General features: G+C 62.4%; 13 protein-coding genes. 8 read left to right on the top strand and 5 right to left on the bottom strand.

What is annotated here, in order from left to right; translation table 11 throughout:
• Positions 1–58 precede the first annotated feature (58 nt).
• Positions 59–694: a bleomycin resistance protein gene (locus tag LB564_RS04150; RefSeq protein WP_224535150.1), complete on the bottom strand. Its 636-nt coding sequence runs from the start codon at positions 692–694 to the stop codon at positions 59–61.
• A gap of 266 nt (positions 695–960) precedes the next feature.
• On the opposite strand from LB564_RS04150, the gene LB564_RS04145 reads away from it, so the two are divergent.
• The 5 genes from LB564_RS04145 (at position 961) to LB564_RS04125 (ending at position 9,734) form a co-directional block, all read left to right on the top strand.
• Entirely contained in the window at positions 961–3,744 is a 2,784-nt protein-coding gene (locus LB564_RS04145) for a valine--tRNA ligase (protein WP_224535148.1), read from the top strand.
• Between the two features lie 359 nt (positions 3,745–4,103).
• Positions 4,104–5,234, top strand: coding sequence for an outer membrane protein transport protein (locus tag LB564_RS04140; RefSeq protein ID WP_140701624.1), 1,131 nt, complete (start codon positions 4,104–4,106; stop codon positions 5,232–5,234).
• A gap of 428 nt (positions 5,235–5,662) precedes the next feature.
• The gene (locus tag LB564_RS04135) at positions 5,663–6,883 is read left to right on the top strand and encodes an OmpP1/FadL family transporter (RefSeq protein WP_140701623.1); all 1,221 of its coding nucleotides are present in this window, start codon (positions 5,663–5,665) and stop codon (positions 6,881–6,883) included.
• 291 nt (positions 6,884–7,174) lie between these two features.
• Positions 7,175–8,899 carry a dihydroxy-acid dehydratase gene (gene ilvD / locus LB564_RS04130; RefSeq protein ID WP_224535146.1) on the top strand — a complete coding sequence of 575 codons (1,725 nt, stop codon included), beginning with the start codon at positions 7,175–7,177 and terminating at the stop codon, positions 8,897–8,899.
• Positions 8,886–9,734, top strand: coding sequence for a tetratricopeptide repeat protein (locus tag LB564_RS04125; protein ID WP_224535144.1), 849 nt, complete (start codon positions 8,886–8,888; stop codon positions 9,732–9,734). The genes ilvD and LB564_RS04125 overlap by 14 nt, the downstream gene beginning before the upstream one ends.
• Positions 9,735–9,823: 89 nt before the next feature.
• On the opposite strand, the gene LB564_RS04120 is transcribed toward LB564_RS04125, so the two are convergent.
• From LB564_RS04120 to erpA, 4 genes are all read right to left on the bottom strand, one after another.
• Positions 9,824–10,123, bottom strand: coding sequence for a hypothetical protein (locus tag LB564_RS04120; RefSeq protein WP_224535142.1), 300 nt, complete (start codon positions 10,121–10,123; stop codon positions 9,824–9,826).
• 91 nt (positions 10,124–10,214) lie between these two features.
• The gene (gene xth / locus LB564_RS04115) at positions 10,215–11,009 is read right to left on the bottom strand and encodes an exodeoxyribonuclease III (protein ID WP_224535140.1); all 795 of its coding nucleotides are present in this window, start codon (positions 11,007–11,009) and stop codon (positions 10,215–10,217) included.
• 7 nt (positions 11,010–11,016) lie between these two features.
• Positions 11,017–11,409: a VOC family protein gene (locus LB564_RS04110; protein WP_224535139.1), complete on the bottom strand. Its 393-nt coding sequence runs from the start codon at positions 11,407–11,409 to the stop codon at positions 11,017–11,019.
• 10 nt (positions 11,410–11,419) lie between these two features.
• Entirely contained in the window at positions 11,420–11,767 is a 348-nt protein-coding gene (erpA, locus tag LB564_RS04105) for an iron-sulfur cluster insertion protein ErpA (protein ID WP_224535137.1), read from the bottom strand.
• A gap of 76 nt (positions 11,768–11,843) precedes the next feature.
• Here erpA and LB564_RS04100 point away from each other — a divergent pair, with 76 nt between their 5' ends.
• The 3 genes from LB564_RS04100 (at position 11,844) to LB564_RS04090 (ending at position 18,431) form a co-directional block, all read left to right on the top strand.
• A complete protein-coding gene (locus LB564_RS04100; protein WP_224535135.1) occupies positions 11,844–13,058 on the top strand; it encodes a deoxyguanosinetriphosphate triphosphohydrolase in 1,215 nt (404 codons plus the stop codon).
• Positions 13,059–13,117: 59 nt separating this feature from the next.
• Positions 13,118–14,875 (top strand): arginine--tRNA ligase, encoded by a 1,758-nt coding sequence (gene argS, locus LB564_RS04095; RefSeq protein ID WP_224535133.1) that lies wholly within the window; start codon positions 13,118–13,120, stop codon positions 14,873–14,875.
• 103 nt (positions 14,876–14,978) lie between these two features.
• On the top strand, positions 14,979–18,431 hold the full coding sequence (locus LB564_RS04090) for an SPOR domain-containing protein (RefSeq protein WP_224535131.1): 3,453 nt from the start codon (positions 14,979–14,981) through the stop codon (positions 18,429–18,431).
• Positions 18,432–18,526 lie beyond the last annotated feature (95 nt).

The raw sequence follows: 18,526 nt of genomic DNA, 5'->3' as shown, positions 1-18,526 counted from the left end.
CTCCGCCAACGACCACTCTCGAAACGCCGCCCATGAGGCGGCGTTTTTGTCGATGAGATCAGCCCGCGCTGGTCGCGAAGCAGATGAGGTTGCCGTCGGGGTCCTTCACGATGAACGTGCGGGCGCCCCAGGGTTCAGTCCGCAATGTCTGGTGGAACGGGGACGTGGCTGCCTGATATTCCAGAAACAGAGCCTTAATGTTGTCGACAACGATCGTTGCCGCCAGCAGGTCATCGGCCGAACTGGCGGCAAGTGGAGGCTTGTCGTCGACATGACGCAGGTTGAGCCGTGCGCCGTCGCGGATGATTTGGGCGTAGAAGGGCGGCTCACCATAGGTGAAGCGCGTCTCGAAGCCGAGCTTTTGCCGGTAGAAATTACAGGCCGTTACGATGTCGCGGACAAAGAGCTGTGGCTCGGCAAAGGCAAGATGCGGTTTTGCGGCGTCTGTTGCCGCATGATCTGTCACGGCTTGAAGGCCTCCCTTCAGCGCCTCCCAGCTTTCGAAACCTGACTTCCTGGCGACAAGTTCCTGGGCATCGGCAAGCTTGAAACCGTGATCGAGGATTTGGCTGTCGCTGAGACCGTGAAAACGCGGCAAGAGCCATCCGATCACGGCGGCGACGGGATAGTACCGCTCGCGGTGCCATTTCAGATAGAGCTTGGCCTGTTTCTTGTGGTGTTCGAGGGTCTGCATGGGCGCATTTGTGGGGTTGAGGTGGCGTAGGCGGGCAATGCCCCTCCGGCCGGAAGCCGATGCGCCCTACAGCAGCGCCTGTACGGTATGGCCATGACGCCCGGCGGTCAAGCTGCGAGTGCCTCGCGCCAGGACATTCGTTGAAATGAGCGCCGGCACGCCTATTTGCTTCTCATGATCCCAGGCTGCCCTCGCGGTTGACTTGGCCAAGACCTTCCGATTTACACCGAACCAGCAAAATTCCCGACAGCGCGGACCGTTTTCCCATGCTTGAAAAGACCTACGACGCAAAAACCGTCGAGCCGAAGATCGCCAAGGTGTGGAAGGAAGCCGACGCGTTTCGCGCCGGCGCCGGCGCCGAGGAGGGGGCCGAGGCCTTCACCATCGTCATTCCGCCGCCCAACGTCACCGGGTCGCTGCATATGGGCCATGCGCTCAACAACACGCTGCAGGACATCCTGGTTCGCTTCGAGCGTATGCGTGGCAAGAACGTGCTGTGGCAGCCCGGCATGGACCATGCCGGCATCGCCACGCAGATGGTGGTCGAACGCCGGCTGATGGAAAAGCAGATCCATCGCCGCGACCTCACGCGCGAGGAATTCATCGAGAAGGTGTGGGAGTGGAAGGCTGAATCGGGTGGGTTGATCTTCAACCAGCTGAAGCGCCTCGGCGCCTCCGCCGACTGGTCGCGTGAACGCTTCACCATGGACGAGGGCCTGTCCAAGGCCGTGCTCGAAGTGTTCGTCACGCTCTACAAGCAAGGGCTGATCTACAAGGACAAGCGCCTTGTGAACTGGGACCCGAAACTGTTGACCGCGATCTCCGACCTCGAGGTCGAGCAGCAGGAGGTCAACGGCAATCTCTGGCATTTCCGCTATCCAATCGAAGGCGCGGCCTTCGATCCGGAAAACCCGAAGACCTTCATCGTCGTGGCGACGACGCGCCCCGAGACGATGCTTGGCGATACGGCTGTCGCTGTTCATCCCGGCGACGAGCGGTTCCAGCATCTCATCGGCAAGAATGTCGTCCTGCCGATCGTCGGGCGCAAGATCCCCGTCGTGGCGGACGAGTATTCCGACCCCGAAAAGGGGTCGGGTGCGGTCAAGATCACGCCGGCGCATGATTTCAACGACTTCGAGGTCGGCAAGCGCCACAAGCTGCCGGCGATCAACATCCTGACCGTCGAAGCCGCCATCAAGCTCCGGGATAATGAGGACTTCCTCGCCGGTCTCGATGTGACGCCGGAGCGCCAGGCTGTCTGGGACGAGCTCGACGGTCTCGACCGTTTCGTCGCGCGCAAGAAGATCGTCGAGCTGATGGAGGCCGGCGGCTTCCTCGAAAAGGTCGAGCCGCATCGCCATGCCGTGCCGCATGGCGACCGCGGCGGTGTGCCGATCGAGCCGTACCTGACAGAGCAGTGGTACGCCAACGCGGCGGAACTGGCCAAGCCGGCGATCGCCTCGGTGCGTGAGGGGCGCACCAATTTCGTGCCTAAGAACTGGGAGAAGACCTATTTCGACTGGATGGAGAATATCCAGCCCTGGTGTATTTCGCGCCAGCTGTGGTGGGGGCATCAGATCCCGGCCTGGTACGGACCGGACGGGCGCGTCTTTGTCGAGAAGTCCGAGGAAGAGGCGCTGGGCGCGGCGATCGAATATTATCTGGCGCTCGAAGGCCCCTGGAAGGCCTGGGTCGAGGACAAGCTGGAGAATTTCAAGCCGGGCGAGATCCTGACGCGCGACGAAGACGTGCTCGACACCTGGTTCTCGTCGGCGCTTTGGCCGTTCTCGACGCTCGGCTGGCCGGACCAGACGCCGGAACTGAAGACCTACTACCAGACCGACGTGCTGGTGACCGGCTTCGACATCATCTTCTTCTGGGTCGCCCGCATGATGATGATGGGGCTTCACTTCATGGACGAGGAGCCGTTCCACACCGTCTATGTGCATGCGCTGGTGCGCGACAAGAACGGCGCCAAGATGTCGAAGTCGAAAGGCAACGTCATCGATCCGCTCGACCTGATCGACGAATATGGCGCCGATGCGCTGCGCTTCACGCTGACCGTGATGGCGGCGCAGGGACGCGACGTGAAACTCGACCCGGCGCGCATCGCCGGCTATCGCAATTTTGGCACCAAGCTGTGGAACGCCACGCGCTTCGCCGAGATGAACGAAGTCGCGCGCAATGACGATTTCTGGCTGAACGACGCAAAGCTCGCGGTCAATCGCTGGATCCTGACCGAGCTGACACGCGCCGCGCGCGAGGTCACCGACGGCATCACCTCATACCGCTTCAACGAGGCGGCGGGAGCCGCCTATCGCTTTGTCTGGAACCTGTTCTGCGACTGGTATCTGGAATTGCTGAAGCCGGTGTTCATGGGTACGGACGAGGCGGCCAAGGCCGAGAGCCGCGCCTGCGTCGCTTTCGTGCTCGACGAGATCTACAAGCTGTTGCATCCGATGATGCCATTCATGACCGAGGAGCTGTGGGCGCAGACGGCGGGTGAGGGCAGGGAACGCGCCTCGCTGCTGTGCCATGCCGCCTGGCCGTCGCCGGATTTCGAGGACGCCGAGGCGGCCGCCGACATCAACTGGCTGGTCGACCTCGTCTCAGGCATCCGCTCGGTGCGCTCGGAGATGAATGTGCCGCCGGCGGCAATAGCGCCGCTGGTCGTGGTCGGGGCCAACGCGGTGACCCGCGAACGGCTGGCTCGCGAGGACTCGGCGATCAAGCGGCTGGCGCGTGTCGGCGACGTCTCGCTCGCCGATGCGGCACCCAAGGGTTCTGCGCAGATCGTGCTCAACGAGGCGACGATCTGCCTGCCGCTTGGCAGCCTGATCGACCTCACCGCGGAGGCCGCGCGGCTGCAGAAGGAACTGGTCAAGGTGACCGAGGAAATCGCGCGCCTGCACAAGAAGCTGTCCAACGAACGGTTCGTCGCCAGTGCGCCGGCCGAGGTCGTCGAGGCCGAACGCGAAAAGCTGGCCGAGTATCGCGACGCCCAAGACAAGCTTTCGGTGGCATTGACCAGGGTACGTGACGCCGGCTGAAGAGCAGATTCGCGAGACTTTAGCGCCCTCTAAAATGGGTGGTCTTTCGCCTCGAAAATCGGCATTCCGTTGCGTTAATTTTGACGTAAACGGAAGTTTTTGCCCCATTGTTGCCATAATGTAACAATGGGGCCTGTTTCCCCTAAAACCGCTGTTTTGGAGCCTTTTCGGGCCTTTTTTGTATATTTTTTCGCTTGGCTGAGTGGGCATCAGGCCCTTTTTGAGCTTGGGCCGGTCCCTCTGCATTTTGTCGAAAATGCGTTTAGCGGACATGTACATGTACGCCCTGGAATTCGTTGTTGCGCCGTTAACCTGAATTGGTTCTAGCTTGAACCACTAGTTATTCGGGGAGGACATCCATGAACAATTTGCGTCTGAAAGCACTGCTGGGGGCAGGGTGCTTTTCGGTGGCCTTGATGGGTTCGGCACACGCTGGCGGGTTCTCGCGCGGCACGGCCGATACCGATATCCTTTTCGAGGATGGCAATTTCAACATGCGTACGAGCGTGACCTACGTCGCGCCGACCAGAAAGTATTCGACCAACGTGGCCAATCCGTATCTGGTCGGAGAGAATTTCTCCGACAGCTATGTGATCCCCTCGGCCGCGGTTAAATTCAAGCTCTCGGATAGCCTGTCGTGCGCAGGTACTCTTACGCAATCATTTGGCGGCAACGCGACATGGTCGCGTTCAAGCGGTACGCTCGGCAAGTTGAATGAAGACTTCACCATGTATGAGTACGGCGCCACTTGCGGGTTGAAGTTCGATCTCAGCAAGGGACGTATCTGGATCATTGGTGGCGTCTACAATGAAACCACCGACTATAATCTCGTTGCGGGAGCTCCGCTTGGCACTTCCAATTCGAGGCTCGGCGTTTCATTGCACGACAGCAATTTCGGCTGGCGTGCAGGCATCGCGTACGAGATTCCGGAGATCGCGCTCCGCACGCAGTTGATGTATCGCTCCGGAGTAGACATCAATGCCAGCGGTTCGGCGACTTATTTTGGCTTTCCTGCTGGCTCCGCCACGGGCAAGGCGAATTTTCCACAGAGCGTGGAGTTCAAGGCGCAAACCGGTATTGCTCCGGGCTGGCTCGCTTATGGTAGCGTGAAGTGGACGGATTGGTCTGTCACTGAGCAGCTTATCCTCAATGTGCCGGCCCTAGGATTGACCAACGGCAATCAATATTTCTGGCGCGATGGGTGGACCGTCACAGGCGGCATTGGCCACAAATTCAACGATCAGTTTTCCGGAACCGTCTTTGCGACCTATGACCGGGGTGTCAGCACGGGTTGGGATTTGACCGGTGACAGCTATACCATCGGCACCGGTGTTTCGATGAAGGACAAACTGGGCGGCGAACTTCGCCTGGGCGTTGCTGCCATTTACCTGGCGTCGGTGTCGGAAACCAAATATGGCCCGATATTCGATCGTACTGTCCAGGGCGACTGGGGTTACGCGGTCTCGGGCGGTTACAGCATCAAGTGGTAATCCAGACGTCCAACATATTTCGCAAGAATGGCCGGGTATTTGCCCGGCCTTTCTTGTTTGACGATCCGTTCCATCCCGCAGATAGAACAGCCTTGCGGGTGTTGGATTGGCTGCGGATGGAATATTAGCTTTCATGCACATAGTTCCGTTGACGTAAACGGAAGTTTTTCAGCCGATTGTTGCCATAATGTAACATCGGGGCGATTGACCGCCAGATTGCCGCGTTTCGGGACGGTCCGGCACCATTTTCTAGTTTCTTCCAAGCGAGCTGCACGCGAAACGGCGCTTTTCGGCAGGCTGTGGGCCTCGGCGTCATCGGGGCAGAATTCATCCGCAGTATTTGTACATGTACGCCTCTTGAAATCGCAGTTGCGTAACCCATGCAAATTGGTTCTTGCTTGGGTTGTACTCGATTTGGGGAGGGACTCATGGACAAGTCGCGTCTGAAAGCACTGGTAGGGGCGGGGTGTTTTTCCCTCGCCGTGATTGGCACCGCGATGAACGCAGCCCATGCCGGCGGCCTGGAGCGTGGCGGCTACGACATCGACCTTTTGTTTGATCCGGCACCGTTCGCGTCGGATGTGGGGGCGACTTATGTGATGCCACAACGCGACCTCAAGAACGCGGTGGACACATCAGGCGGCGGCCTGACGGGCAAGAGCACTGCTCGCAACACCGAGGGGTACTGGGTGCCTTACGTCGGGGTCAAGGCAGCGCTTGGCCATGGCGTCGACTGTATGCTGGACTATTCGCAGCCCTGGGGCGCAAGTTCAAACCCGGGTATCTGGAACGGCTCCTATTCCAACACCAACACTCAAATCAAAAGCAACAACTATGCAGGAACCTGCTCCTACAAGATGGATGCTGGCAAAGGACAGCTTCGTTTCATCGGCGGTGTCTTCTACCAGGAGGTCTACGGCTTCAAGGAAAGCTACGCCAGCCCGCTTCTTGGCACGACGCTTGGTCGTGTGGATCTGACCAGCAGCGGTTGGGGCTGGCGAGCCGGCATCGCCTACGAGATCCCCGATATCGCGTTGCGCGCCAGCCTTGTCTACAACTCACAGGTCAAGCTCGATAATATTTCGGGCACTCTGAACATCGGCGGCAGCGTGGCGGACATCTATGGTCCAACCCAGTCGATGCCGGATTCATTGGAATTGAAACTGCAGTCCGGCATCGCGCCGGGCTGGCTAGCTTTCGGTTCGGTCAAATGGGTCAACTGGAGTGTGCTGCAGAGTGTTCCGATTTGCTCGTCGGAGACCAAGGCCTTCGGATGCACGACGGTTTCTCCATACCCGGTCAGGCTAACCTCGCTCGACCTGATGTATCGTGATGGCTGGACGGTCACCGGCGGCATTGGCCATCAGTTCAACGAGCAGTGGAGCGGTGCCGCGCAAATCTCCTGGGATCGTGGCACGTCGCACGGCTATGGCGACCAGACCGATACATGGACGTTGGGCGGGGGTGTCGCCTATACGCCGCGACCCAACATCGAACTCCGTCTGGCGGGAGCAATCGGGGTGCTGACCAGCGGCCATTCCGGAGTGGTAGTTGATGCCAATGGTTATCCAGCCGGCACCGACGTCAGCTACGACTTTGGCAACGATCTGGTCACGGCGATTTCCGGCGGTCTCAAGATCAAATTCTAAGACTGTGAAAATGCTTCGAAAAAGGCCGGGCGATGCCCGGCCTTTTTCGTTTAGGCGGGGACTGCCGGCGAGCCCGTCATCCGACCTGCGAAATCCATACGCCGGGCCGGTTGCGCCTCGTGCGAATGTGACGTTTTGGCAACACTTTCTGAACAACCCCCGCGCTAGAAGTCAGGCCGGGGAAATTGCCCATTTCCCGCCATAAACCCGGCGCACCTCGAACTTGTCTCGGGACACGCGCCAAAAGGCTCGGCGATGAGGCAGGCCGCACCGCCCGCGGCAAGGAAGAGAATGGACGCCAAGGTCATTTCAAAGGCTAAGCTCCCTAGCCGCCATGTGACTGTCGGTCCGGCACGTGCGCCGCACCGGTCCTATCTCTATGCCATGGGCCTGTCGGCGGCCGAAATCGCGCAGCCGCTGGTCGGCGTCGCCTCCTGCTGGAACGAAGCAGCACCCTGCAACATATCGCTGATGCGCCAGGCGCAGGTGGTCAAGAAGGGCGTGGCAGCCGCCAACGGCACGCCGCGCGAATTCTGCACCATCACCGTCACCGACGGCATCGCCATGGGCCACCAGGGCATGAAGTCCTCGCTGGTATCGCGCGAGGTCATCGCCGATTCGGTCGAGCTCACCATGCGCGGCCATTGCTACGACGCGCTGGTCGGCCTCGCCGGCTGCGACAAGTCGCTGCCCGGCATGATGATGGCCATGGTGCGGCTCAACGTGCCGTCGATCTTCATCTATGGCGGTTCGATCCTGCCCGGCAGCTATCGCGGCCGCCAGATCACCGTGCAGGATGTGTTCGAGGCGGTCGGCCAGCACTCGGTCGGCACGATCGGTGATGCCGAACTGCTCGAAATCGAGCAGGCGGCCTGTCCCTCGGCCGGTTCGTGCGGTGCCCAGTTCACCGCCAATACCATGGCCACTGTCGCCGAGGCGATCGGCTTGGCTCTGCCCTATTCCTGCGGCGCGCCGGCGCCTTACGAAATGCGCGACCGTTTCAATTTCGCCTCCGGCGAAAAGATCATGGAGCTGATCGCGAAGAACATCCGGCCGCGCGACATCGTCACGCTGAAGGCGCTGGAGAATGCGGCGACCGTGGTTTCGGCCACCGGCGGCTCGACCAATGCCGCGCTGCATCTGCCGGCGATCGCCCATGAGGCGGGGATCAAGTTCGACCTGTTCGACGTCGCGCGCATCTTCGAGAAGACGCCTTACATCGCCGACCTCAAGCCGGGCGGCAAATATGTCGCCAAGGATATGTTCGAGGCCGGCGGCATTCCGCTGCTGATGAAGACGCTGCTCGACCATGGTTATCTGCATGGCGATTGCCTGACGGTCACTGGCCGTACTTTGGCCGAAAACATGCAGCACGTTGCGTGGAATGAGCATCAAGACGTGGTCCGCCCGGCCAACAGACCCATTACCCAAACCGGCGGTGTCGTGGGGTTGAAGGGAAACCTTGCCCCAGAAGGCGCGATCGTGAAGGTCGCGGGCATGGCGGAGTTGAAATTCTCCGGCCCGGCGCGCTGCTTCGATTCGGAAGAGGAATGTTTCGAGGCGGTGACGAACCGCGCCTATCGGGAAGGCGAGGTTCTGGTCATCCGCTATGAAGGGCCGCGCGGCGGTCCTGGCATGCGCGAGATGCTGTCGACCACGGCGGCACTCTACGGCCAGGGCATGGGAGGGAAGGTGGCGCTGATCACCGACGGCCGTTTCTCCGGCGCGACGCGCGGCTTCTGCATCGGCCATGTCGGCCCGGAAGCAGCGGTTGGCGGCCCGATCGGTCTCCTCCGGGATGGCGACGTGATCACGATCGACGCGGTGAACGGCACGATCGAGGTGGCGCTGTCGCAGAGCGAGTTCTCGGCGCGGGCCAAGACATGGAAGGCGCGCACGACCGACTATCAGTCGGGCGCGATATGGAAATACGCACAGACGGTAGGGTCCGCCAGGGATGGCGCGGTCACCCATCCGGGCGGTGCGCAAGAAACACACTGCTATGCGGATATCTGAGTTGTTGAGGTCAACACCAGAGTTGTTGAGGTCATCTGTCCTGCCGGCACTGGTCGCGGTCGCGATCTTTGGCGCCGTGGGCCAGGCCATGGCCTTCGACGACAAGGTGTTCGACGACAAGACCGGGGTGAAGCCGCAGTCGAGCCCCTGGGCGGTGTTCCAGTTCGGGTTCTCCGCCTATAAGAGCGGCCATAAGGAGCAGGCCGCCGAGGCCTACAAATATGCCGCCGAGAACGGCCAGATCGGCGCCACCTGGAAGCTTGCCCGCATGTATGCCGAGGGCGACGGCGTGGCCCGCGACGACTATGAGGCGTTCAAGTTCTTCTCGGAGATCGTCGACCAGGACGTCGAGCCCGGCTCGCCGGAAGAAAGCTATGTCTCCGACGCGCTGGTGGCGCTGGGCGACTATCTGCGCACGGGCATTCCCGGCAGCCCGGTCACCGAGAACGAGGTGGCGGCGCAGGAATACTACATGCGCGCCGCCGCCAACTACCGTAATCCGAACGCCCAGTTCGAGATGGGGCAGATGTTCCTGAAGGGCGAGGGCGGCGTGAAGGCCAGCGTCAAGCAGGCCGGGCGCTGGTTCCAGCTCGCCGCCGAGAAGGGCCATGCCGGCGCGCAGGCGACGCTTGGCCATTTGCTGTTCCAGAGCGGCAAGATCGTGCGCGGCCTGGCGATGATGACCGCGGCCCTTGAGCGCGCGTCGCCGACCGATCAGCCCTGGATTCGCGGCATGCAGGAAGAGGCTTTCGCCGCCGCCGGCGAGGCCGACCGCCGCACCGCTATCTCGCTAGCCGACGATATCCTGACCAAGGGCAACAACGCCGATCAGTAGGGCTGAACGGCCGGGAGAAATTCCCGGCGGGGCAGCGCTGGCGTTCCAGGCCTCGTCTGTTGCTTGCCGACGAGACGATCTCAGGAAAATCAGTTTTCGGTCGGCTCCGTCGGCACCATGCTCGGCGCTGGTGTCGAGATCGGCCTGACATGCAGGTGCGGCGCCATGGTGTTTGACGGGCAGCTATCCCCAACCTTCGTCCAGGACGTGTTGTTGAGCACCATGTCGCAGCGCGCCAGATGACTTTGGTCGGCAACCGTCAGACAGGCGACCTGGCCGACCGGATAGGATTTTCCATTGGCAAGACATTCCGGCGCGGCGAAGGCCGGCACGATCGCGGCCGTGGCGAATGCCAGGCCGATCGGATAAAGCGAAAATCGAATGGTCATGGGAACCCCGGCCGCCGCCATGATGATTTCCCATCATGCGCCCGATTGTGGCGACACGAGGTCCGGTCATTCGGCGGCAGAAGGGGCTGCGTCAGGCCGGCTGCAGGGCAAGGTCGATCGCCACCGGGACGTGATCGGACGGTTTTTCCCAGGCGCGCACATGTTTTTCGATCGAGGCCGACGAGAACCGGTTCGCGGCTTCCGGCGACAGCAGCAGGTGGTCGATGCGGATGCCGTTGTTCTTCTGCCAGGCACCGGCCTGGTAGTCCCAGAACGTGTAGGTGTCGGGCGAATCGGTGACCGCGCGCACGGCTTCGGTGAAGCCGAGATTGAGCAGCCGCCGGAAGGCCTGCCGTGTTTGCGGCTGGAAGAGCGCGTCGCCCAACCAGTTTTCCGGGAACCGCGCGTCGATCGGCTCGGGGATGACATTGTAGTCCCCGGCCAGCACCAGCGCCTCTTCCAGCCTCAGGCGCTCCTGCGCCCAGCGCTCCAGCCGCGCCATCCAGGACAGCTTGTAGGGAAACTTCTTCTCGTCATCGATCGGGTTGCCGTTTGGCAGATAGAGCGAGGCGACGCGCAGCGCACCCTTGTCGGTCGAGAACACGCCTTCGATGAAACGTGCCTGTTCGTCGGTGTCGTCGCCCGGCAGGCCTCTGATGACCTCGTCGAAAGGAAGCTTCGACAGCAGCGCGACACCGTTGAAACCTTTCTGACCATGGGTCTCGACATTGTAGCCAAGCGCCTCGATCTCGGCGCGCGGGAACTGCTCGTCGACCGTCTTGATCTCCTGCAGGCAGACGATGTCGGGCGCGCTTTCGGTCAGCCAATGGGTGAGGTTGCCGATGCGGGCGCGCACGCCGTTGATGTTCCAGGTGACGATTTTCATGGCGACCTCAGTCTTCTTCCGGGGCAAGTCGTTCGACTAAACCGATCGTATTGCCTGCCGGGTCCTTTAGAAAGGCCATCCATTCGCTTTCCCCCGCCGGACCGAACTGGCCCTCGGTGTCGCGATGGACGAGAGCAGGCGGTGCGGTGAACGGAACGCCCGCGGCTTTTGCCTTGGCGTGGAAGGCTTCGAGGCCCGCTATGTCGAGATAGACGATGCCGGCCGGGATGCCGTCGGTGAACAGCAGCCTGACGTCGCCAGCCATGATGAAGGCGATGCCGGGCGGATCGTAGCGTGCATGCACGCCCATGCCGAGCACGTCGCGCCAGAAGGCGAGGGTGATGTCGAGATCGCGCCCGGCCGATAGCGCGATCTGACGGACCGCGCCGATTATAGCCATAACGATATCGCTAGATGGAAAAACTGGTGCCGCAGCCGCAGGAGGCAACCGCGTTCGGGTTCCTGATCTGGAAGGACTGGCCCATCAGATCGTCGACGAAGTCGATCACCGAGCCGCCCATATAGACCAGGGACAGATCGTCGATCAGCACCGTGGCGCCGTCCTTCTCGATGGCGACGTCGTCGTCATTGCGCATATCGACCAGATCGAATTTGTAGGAGAATCCGGAGCAGCCGCCGCCTTCGACGGAAACGCGTAGCGCCGTCTTGCCGGCTTCGGCCGAAACAATCCTGGCGATCCGCTTGGCGGCGGCCTCGGTCATCTCGACTTTCATGGCGGTCTTGGCATCAGCGCCCATGGGCGTCACCTTGCTTTCGGTTTCACATGATAGGTATGAAGCGCGACGGGGCAAGTCAACTGCGGCGGCATCAGCCATGACAAATGAGCTTGGCGACATCGGATTCGGCTATCGGCCGCGCGCGGCCTACGCCACCGATCCGGCGCGCTCGCGCGGCCGGCTGTTCGACGAGGTCGAAAGTCCGACCCGTACGCCGTTCCAGCGCGACCGCGACCGGATCATCCATTCGACAGCGTTTCGGCGGCTGAAGCACAAGACGCAGGTCTTCATCGCCCATGAAGGCGACCACTACCGCACCAGGCTCACCCATTCGATCGAAGTGGCGCAGATCGCGCGTGCATTGGCGCGGGCGCTGCGCGGCGACGAGGATCTCGCCGAGGCGGTGGCGCTGGTGCATGATTTCGGCCACACGCCCTTTGGCCACACAGGCGAGGACGCGTTGAACGAGAAGATGGCGGCGTGGGGCGGCTTCGACCACAACGCACAATCGCTGCGCATCGTGACACGCTTGGAGGCGCGCTACGCCGAGTTCGATGGGCTCAATCTGAGCTGGGAGACGCTGGAAGGCCTGGTCAAGCATAATGGTCCGCTCACCGACGGCAATGGCAAGGGCCTGAAGGGGCCGGTCCCGCAGGCGATCCGCGACTATTCGCAATTGCAGGATCTCGAGCTCGATCGGTTCGCCGGCATCGAGGCGCAGTGCGCGGCGATCGCCGACGATATCGCCTACAACACGCATGACATCGACGATGGGCTGCGGGCAGGACTGCTGACGCTGGACATGCTGAAGGCCGTTTCTCTGCCCGGAACGATCCTGAAGGGGGTGCGCGAGCGCTATCCCAGGCTCGACGACGTGCGCACCGGCCACGAACTGATGCGGCGCCAGATCACGGCCATGGTCGAGGATGTGATCAAGTCGACGACCGCCAATCTGGAGCGTGTCAACCCAGGAAGCGCCGACGCGGTGAGGGCGGCGGGCGAGACGATGGTGACCTTTTCGGCCGAGATGGCGCAAGCCGAGAAGGAACTGAAGGCCTTTCTCTACAAGCATCTCTACCGGCACGAGGAGGTGATGCGGGTACGTGCGGACGCCGAGCAGATCGTCAGGGACCTGTTCGACGCCTATTTCGCCGACCCGCGCGCCATGCCGGACGGCTGGCGCGAAGGGTTGGACCGGGCAGAGGATCGCATCAAGGCGCGCAGCGTCGCCGATTTCCTGGCCGGCATGACCGACACCTATGCCCTCAAGGAACACAGGCGTTTGTTTGACCGCACCCCGGATTTGAGCTAGGGCGGGCTCGATTTGCCGGCCAAAGGGCTGGATTCGTCGTAAAGCCGCCAGAGCACACAATGAACATCTTCGCCGATTTCACCGCGCGAGTCGTAAAGGCTGTCGAAGCGCTCGACCTGAAAGACAAGGACGGCGTTTCGCCTGATCTGTCGCGCATCGCGGTCGAGCCGCCGCGCGACGCCAGCCATGGCGACCTCGCGACCAATGCGGCTATGGTGCTGGCCAAGCCAACCGGCCAGAACCCGCGTGCGCTGGCCGAGAAATTGGCGGAAGCGCTGCGGACCGACAATGATGTCGCCGCCGCCGAGGTGGCCGGTCCCGGTTTCGTCAATCTCAGGCTCAAGGACGGCTTCTGGCAGGCGCATCTGTCGGCGCTTCTGGGCGAGGGGCGCAACTACGGCCGCTCGACGATCGGCGCCAGCCGCAAGACCAACGTCGAATATGTCTCGGCCAACCCGACCGGACCGATGCACGTCGGCCATTGTCGGGGTGCCGTCGTTGGTGACGCGCTCGCCAATCTGATGGCGTTCGCCGGTTACGACGTGACCAAGGAATATGTCATCAACGACGCCGGCTCCCAGATCGACGTGCTTGGGCGCTCGGCGATGCTGCGCTACCGCGAAGCGCTTGGAGAAGATATCGGCGAGATTCCGGCGGGGCTTTATCCCGGTGACTATCTTGTCTCCGTCGGCGAGGCCCTGGTCAGGGAGTTCGGTCGTTCCTTGCTGCAGATGCCGGACGACGAGGCGCTGGCCATCGTCAAGGACCGCACCATCGATGCGATGATGGCGATGATCCGCGAGGATCTGGCGTTGCTCAACGTGCACCACGACGTCTTCTTTTCAGAACGCACGCTGCACGCCGACAATGCCCGGAAGATCCGCTCGGCGATCAACGACCTGACGCTGAAGGGCCATATCTACAAGGGCAAGCTGCCGCCGCCCAAGGGCGAGAAGCCTGACGACTGGGAAGACCGCGAACAGACGCTGTTCCGCTCGACCGCCGTCGGCGACGACATGGACCGGGCGCTGGTCAAGTCCGATGGCGCGTTCACCTATTTCGCCGCCGATGTGGCGTATCTGAAGGACAAGGTCGATCGCGGCTTTGTCGACCTGATCTATGTGCTTGGCGCCGACCATGGCGGCTACGTCAAGCGCTTGGAAGCCTTGGCCCGGGCGATTGCCGGCGACGAGGTCAAGCTCACCGTTTTGCTGTGCAACCTGGTGAAGCTGTTTCGCGAAGGCGAGCCGGTGCGGATGTCGAAGCGGTCCGGCGATTTCGTGACGCTGCGCGAAGTGGTGGAAGAAGTCGGACGCGATGCGATCCGCTTCATGATGCTTTACCGCAAGAGCGATGCGCCGCTCGACTTCGACTTCGCCAAGGTGACCGAGCAGTCCAAGGACAATCCGGTGTTTTACGTCCAGTACGCCTCGGCGCGCTGCCATTCGGTGTTCCGGCAGGCGAGCGAACAGTTGGGGGAGGCGAATTTCGACCGCAACAGCCTGGCGGCCGCGGCAAGGTCGCTGACCGATGAAGGTGAAATCGGGCTGATCAGGAAGCTTGCGGAATATCCGCGCCTGATCGAGTCCGCGGCCCTTGCGCTCGAGCCGCATCGGCTGGCATTTTATCTCTATGATCTGGCTTCCAGTTTCCATGGGCACTGGAACCGTGGCACGGATAATCCGGACTTACGTTTTGTTAAGGTTAACGACCGACAATTGACGCATGCCAGACTAGGGCTGGTGCAGGCTGTTTCGGACGTGTTGACGTCCGGCCTGACGTTGATCGGAGCCGCCGCGCCCACCGAAATGCGTTAGGTTTGACTAAAAAACCTGTCACCTTTTGCCCACATTGCGCTGGTAAGGGCCAACCCTGCGCGACGTCCATGGCGTCCGAATGAGTGCGAGTTCGGGAACAATAATGGCAGACAGAACCCAGCTGAGAGTAGCCGACAACAACGACATCGCCGACGATGATCCGTTCGCGGAACTGACCAGGATCATGGGATTCGACCCACGCCAGCCGGTCAAGGCGCCGGCCCAGCCGAAAGCCGATGTCACCGGTCCATCCGCGGGAGAGAGCGATTTCGACATCGACCTCGAAAAGGAACTGATGGGCGAATTCGACGCTTCCGACAGCGTGGCCGCTCCGCTTGTCGAAGCTCATGAGCCGGCATTCGAGCCTGTGGCCGTCGATGTTGCGGACGACGATCTTGCGTTGTCGCTCGACGATGATTTCCACCTGGACTTGACTGATGTCGACGACCATGCGGCCGTTGCCAGCCATGCCAACGCCGGCGCAGCGCAAGCCGTGCCATCCGTCGAGCCTGCCTTCGACGGCGATTTCGACAATGCCGTCGCCAGTTCGCTCGAGGGCGTTTCGCCTTTTGACGACGATCTGCCGATGGAGGACGAGCTCGCCGCCTCGCTCGACCGGGATTTCCATATCGAGGACGAGGCCGCCGAGACCCGGCACGCCGTTGCCGAGGCTGCGGTTGTCGAGGCGCCGCCTGCCGTCGGGCCGGCCTCCGATGATGAATTTGACGACGCCGTCGCGATCTCACTCGAAGACGAGTTGATGCTCGACGACCATTCCATTGATCAGCGCCATGCGGCCGCTGTCGAATATGCTGAACCGGTGCAGGCCGCCGCGAATGAAACCCAGGCGATCTCCGATGAGGATTTCGTCGGCCACTTCGACGATGCCATGGCCGACGTCGACATGGATTTTGACGTTCGAGCGGATGAACCGGTCGCTTTCGATGAGGAACCGGCGCACGAGTTGCTTGCCGATGGCTTCGAGACGCAGGACGAGATTCCAGGCGCCGAAGCCGTTTCGGATGACGCTTTCGACTTGAATCTGGACGAGGCGTTTGCCGAGCCTGCCGAGGAGCCCGTTGCCGAAATCGCCGCGGCCCCCGCGCAGCCGGCAGCGCCCGTGGCAAGCATCGCGCCGCCGCAAGCCCCCGTAGCGGACGAACGAAGCCTCGAAGACGAGTTGAACGCGCTTCTCGGCGCCATGACCGCACGCACGCTGCCGTCGGCCAAAGAGCCAGCCATGGCTCAGCCCGTCGCGACCCAGCAGCCGGCCGCCGCGCTCGTTCAACCGCCTCTCGCCGCGACTGCAAAGACCGCGGATGAGCCCGCCGATCTTGTCGGTGAGCTCGACTGGGACCTCGAAGAGCCCGTATCCGAGGATGTGCATCACTCCGATCCTATCCGTGCCGCCGACGCCGACCTCGACGACCTGCTGCTCGATGAGCTTCAGGATCGGGATTTCGGCTCGGATGCCGCTGAACAAGGCAATGTCGATTTCGACAATGATGCGTTCGACGCCGCGATGGCCAAGGATATCGATCCGCGTGACGAAACGGCGTCCCGCCAGGATCAACCCGATTCGCTCGATTGGCTGGCGGATCGCTCCGCACCGTCGGAGCCGGCCCGTTCCTGGAGCCGCGTGACACCCGTTCCGCAACAGCCGTCATTTGCCGCGCAACCTGTCGCGGCGAGGACGGCGGTACCGGAAGTGGCGACCTTGCCCTCCTACCGTTCGGCCGAGCCGGTTGCGGCTGCCCCCTATATGGCTCCCGCTTCGGCACCGCAGGCGCGGCAGCCCTCACCCTATGAAGAGATGCCCGATGTCGAGACGGTCGATGTGCCGGAGCGCGTCGTGGCGCTGGCTGACGATCTCGACATTCCGGAATTGCATTTCGAGGAGGATGAGCCGGCGGCAGCCGGTTATGACGATCTCGATGCCGAATTCGCCAGCCTTCTGACCGAGATGAATTCGGTCGAGGTCGCGCCTGCGCCTGCCGGCAACGCCGCCTATGCCGATGAATCCTACAATGCCGGGTTCAATTCGGGATATGGCGCGGCCAATCCGGGATACGACCAGGCCAATCCGGGATATGGCCAGGCCAATCCGGGATATGGCCAGGCCAATCCGGGATATGGCCAGGCCAATCCGGGATATGAGGACAATCGGGCATACGAAGAGCCCAGGCCGACCTATCAGCCGGAAGCGCGGACCTATGCGGCACGGCCGGCGGAAACGCCTGCCCGCGCGTCGGCCTCGGGCTATGCCGACGCCGCCGAAGGTTTCGATCTCGACAACCTGCCCGGCAGCCAGCCGGTTTCGCAGGCGGACGATTTTGCCGTCGACGAACTCGACTACGATCCCGAACTGGACGAAGCGATGTCGGTTCCGGGCCTGGGCGAGCGGGAAGCCGCCAGGCCGTCGGGCCGGCGCGGTCTGTTCATTGCCGCGATTGTCGGTGCGGTCGCGGTCGCTGGCGGCCTTGGTGCCTTTGCGCTGTCTTTCGGCGGCAAGGGCGGCAGCGAAGCTCCGGTGATCGTCAAGGCTGACAATTCGCCGATCAAGGTCAAGCCGGAAAACCCGGGCGGCACCGTGGTGCCGAACCAGGACAACAAGGTTTATGACGCGGTGGTCAAGGGCGCTAAGCCGGCCGAGCCGGTCCAGCAGAAGCTCGTCACCAACATCGAGGAACCGGTGGACGTGCAGGCGAAGGACCCGGCGCGCGCCGTCGATCTTTCCGCCGACCAGAACGCCGCCGCCGGTACGGATGGCGGTGGGGATGCTTCGACCGCAGGCGCGGCCCCGGCCGACACCGCGGCGCCAGCGCCGAAGTCGGAGGATCGCATCGCGCAGGTCCTGCAGGACGCCGACAAGGGCAACAACAACGATGTCATTGCCGTTGCGCCGCGCAAGGTCAGGACCATGGTGGTCAAGTCCGACGGCTCGCTGGTGGCGCGCGAGGATCCGGCCCCGGCGGCACCGCAGGTGGCCGCGGCCGAGCCGACCGATCCGGCGCCACAGCATGTCGCGCCTGCCGGAGCCGACCAGACTGGAGCCGACCAGACTGGAGCCGACCAGACTGGCACCGACCAGACTGGCACCGTGGCGCCCGCCGCCGCGCAGGCCGACGACGAGCCGGCCCTGAAGCCCGCCGCCAAGCCCGCCAAGGCTGAAGCCAAGGCGCAGTCGGCCAACACGCCGCCCAAGGTTGCGATCGCGCCGCAGCGTCCGTCCGACCAGCCGGTCGACGTGGTCGGCGAAGTCAAGCCCGATCAGGTCGCGTCCATTGATCCGGCCTCGACCGCGACCGGCAACGGTTCGTGGTCGATACAGATCGCTTCGCAGCCGACGGTGGATAGCGCCCAGTCGACCTACCAGGATCTGCAGCGCCGCTATGGCAGCGTGCTTTCCGGCCGCACGGCCAACATCGTCAAGGCCGAGATTGCCGGCAAGGGCACGTTCTACCGGGTCCGCGTTCCCGCCCAGTCGCGCAACGATGCCATCAATTTGTGCACCAGCTACAAGGCCGCGGGCGGCAACTGCTTCGTATCGCGCTAGACCTCGATCGACTTCTTCAAAGCCGGCGCGGCCCAAGGCCGCGCCGGCTTTTTCGTACGGCTACATTCATATGACTGACTTTTTCATGTGGAAGC

It is taken from the genome of Mesorhizobium sp. ES1-6 (assembly GCF_020164775.1).
Classification (GTDB): Bacteria; Pseudomonadota; Alphaproteobacteria; order Rhizobiales; family Rhizobiaceae; genus Mesorhizobium.
The sequence above is the reverse complement of the archived record's forward strand: the minus strand, read 5'-3'. Positions and strand labels throughout refer to the sequence as shown.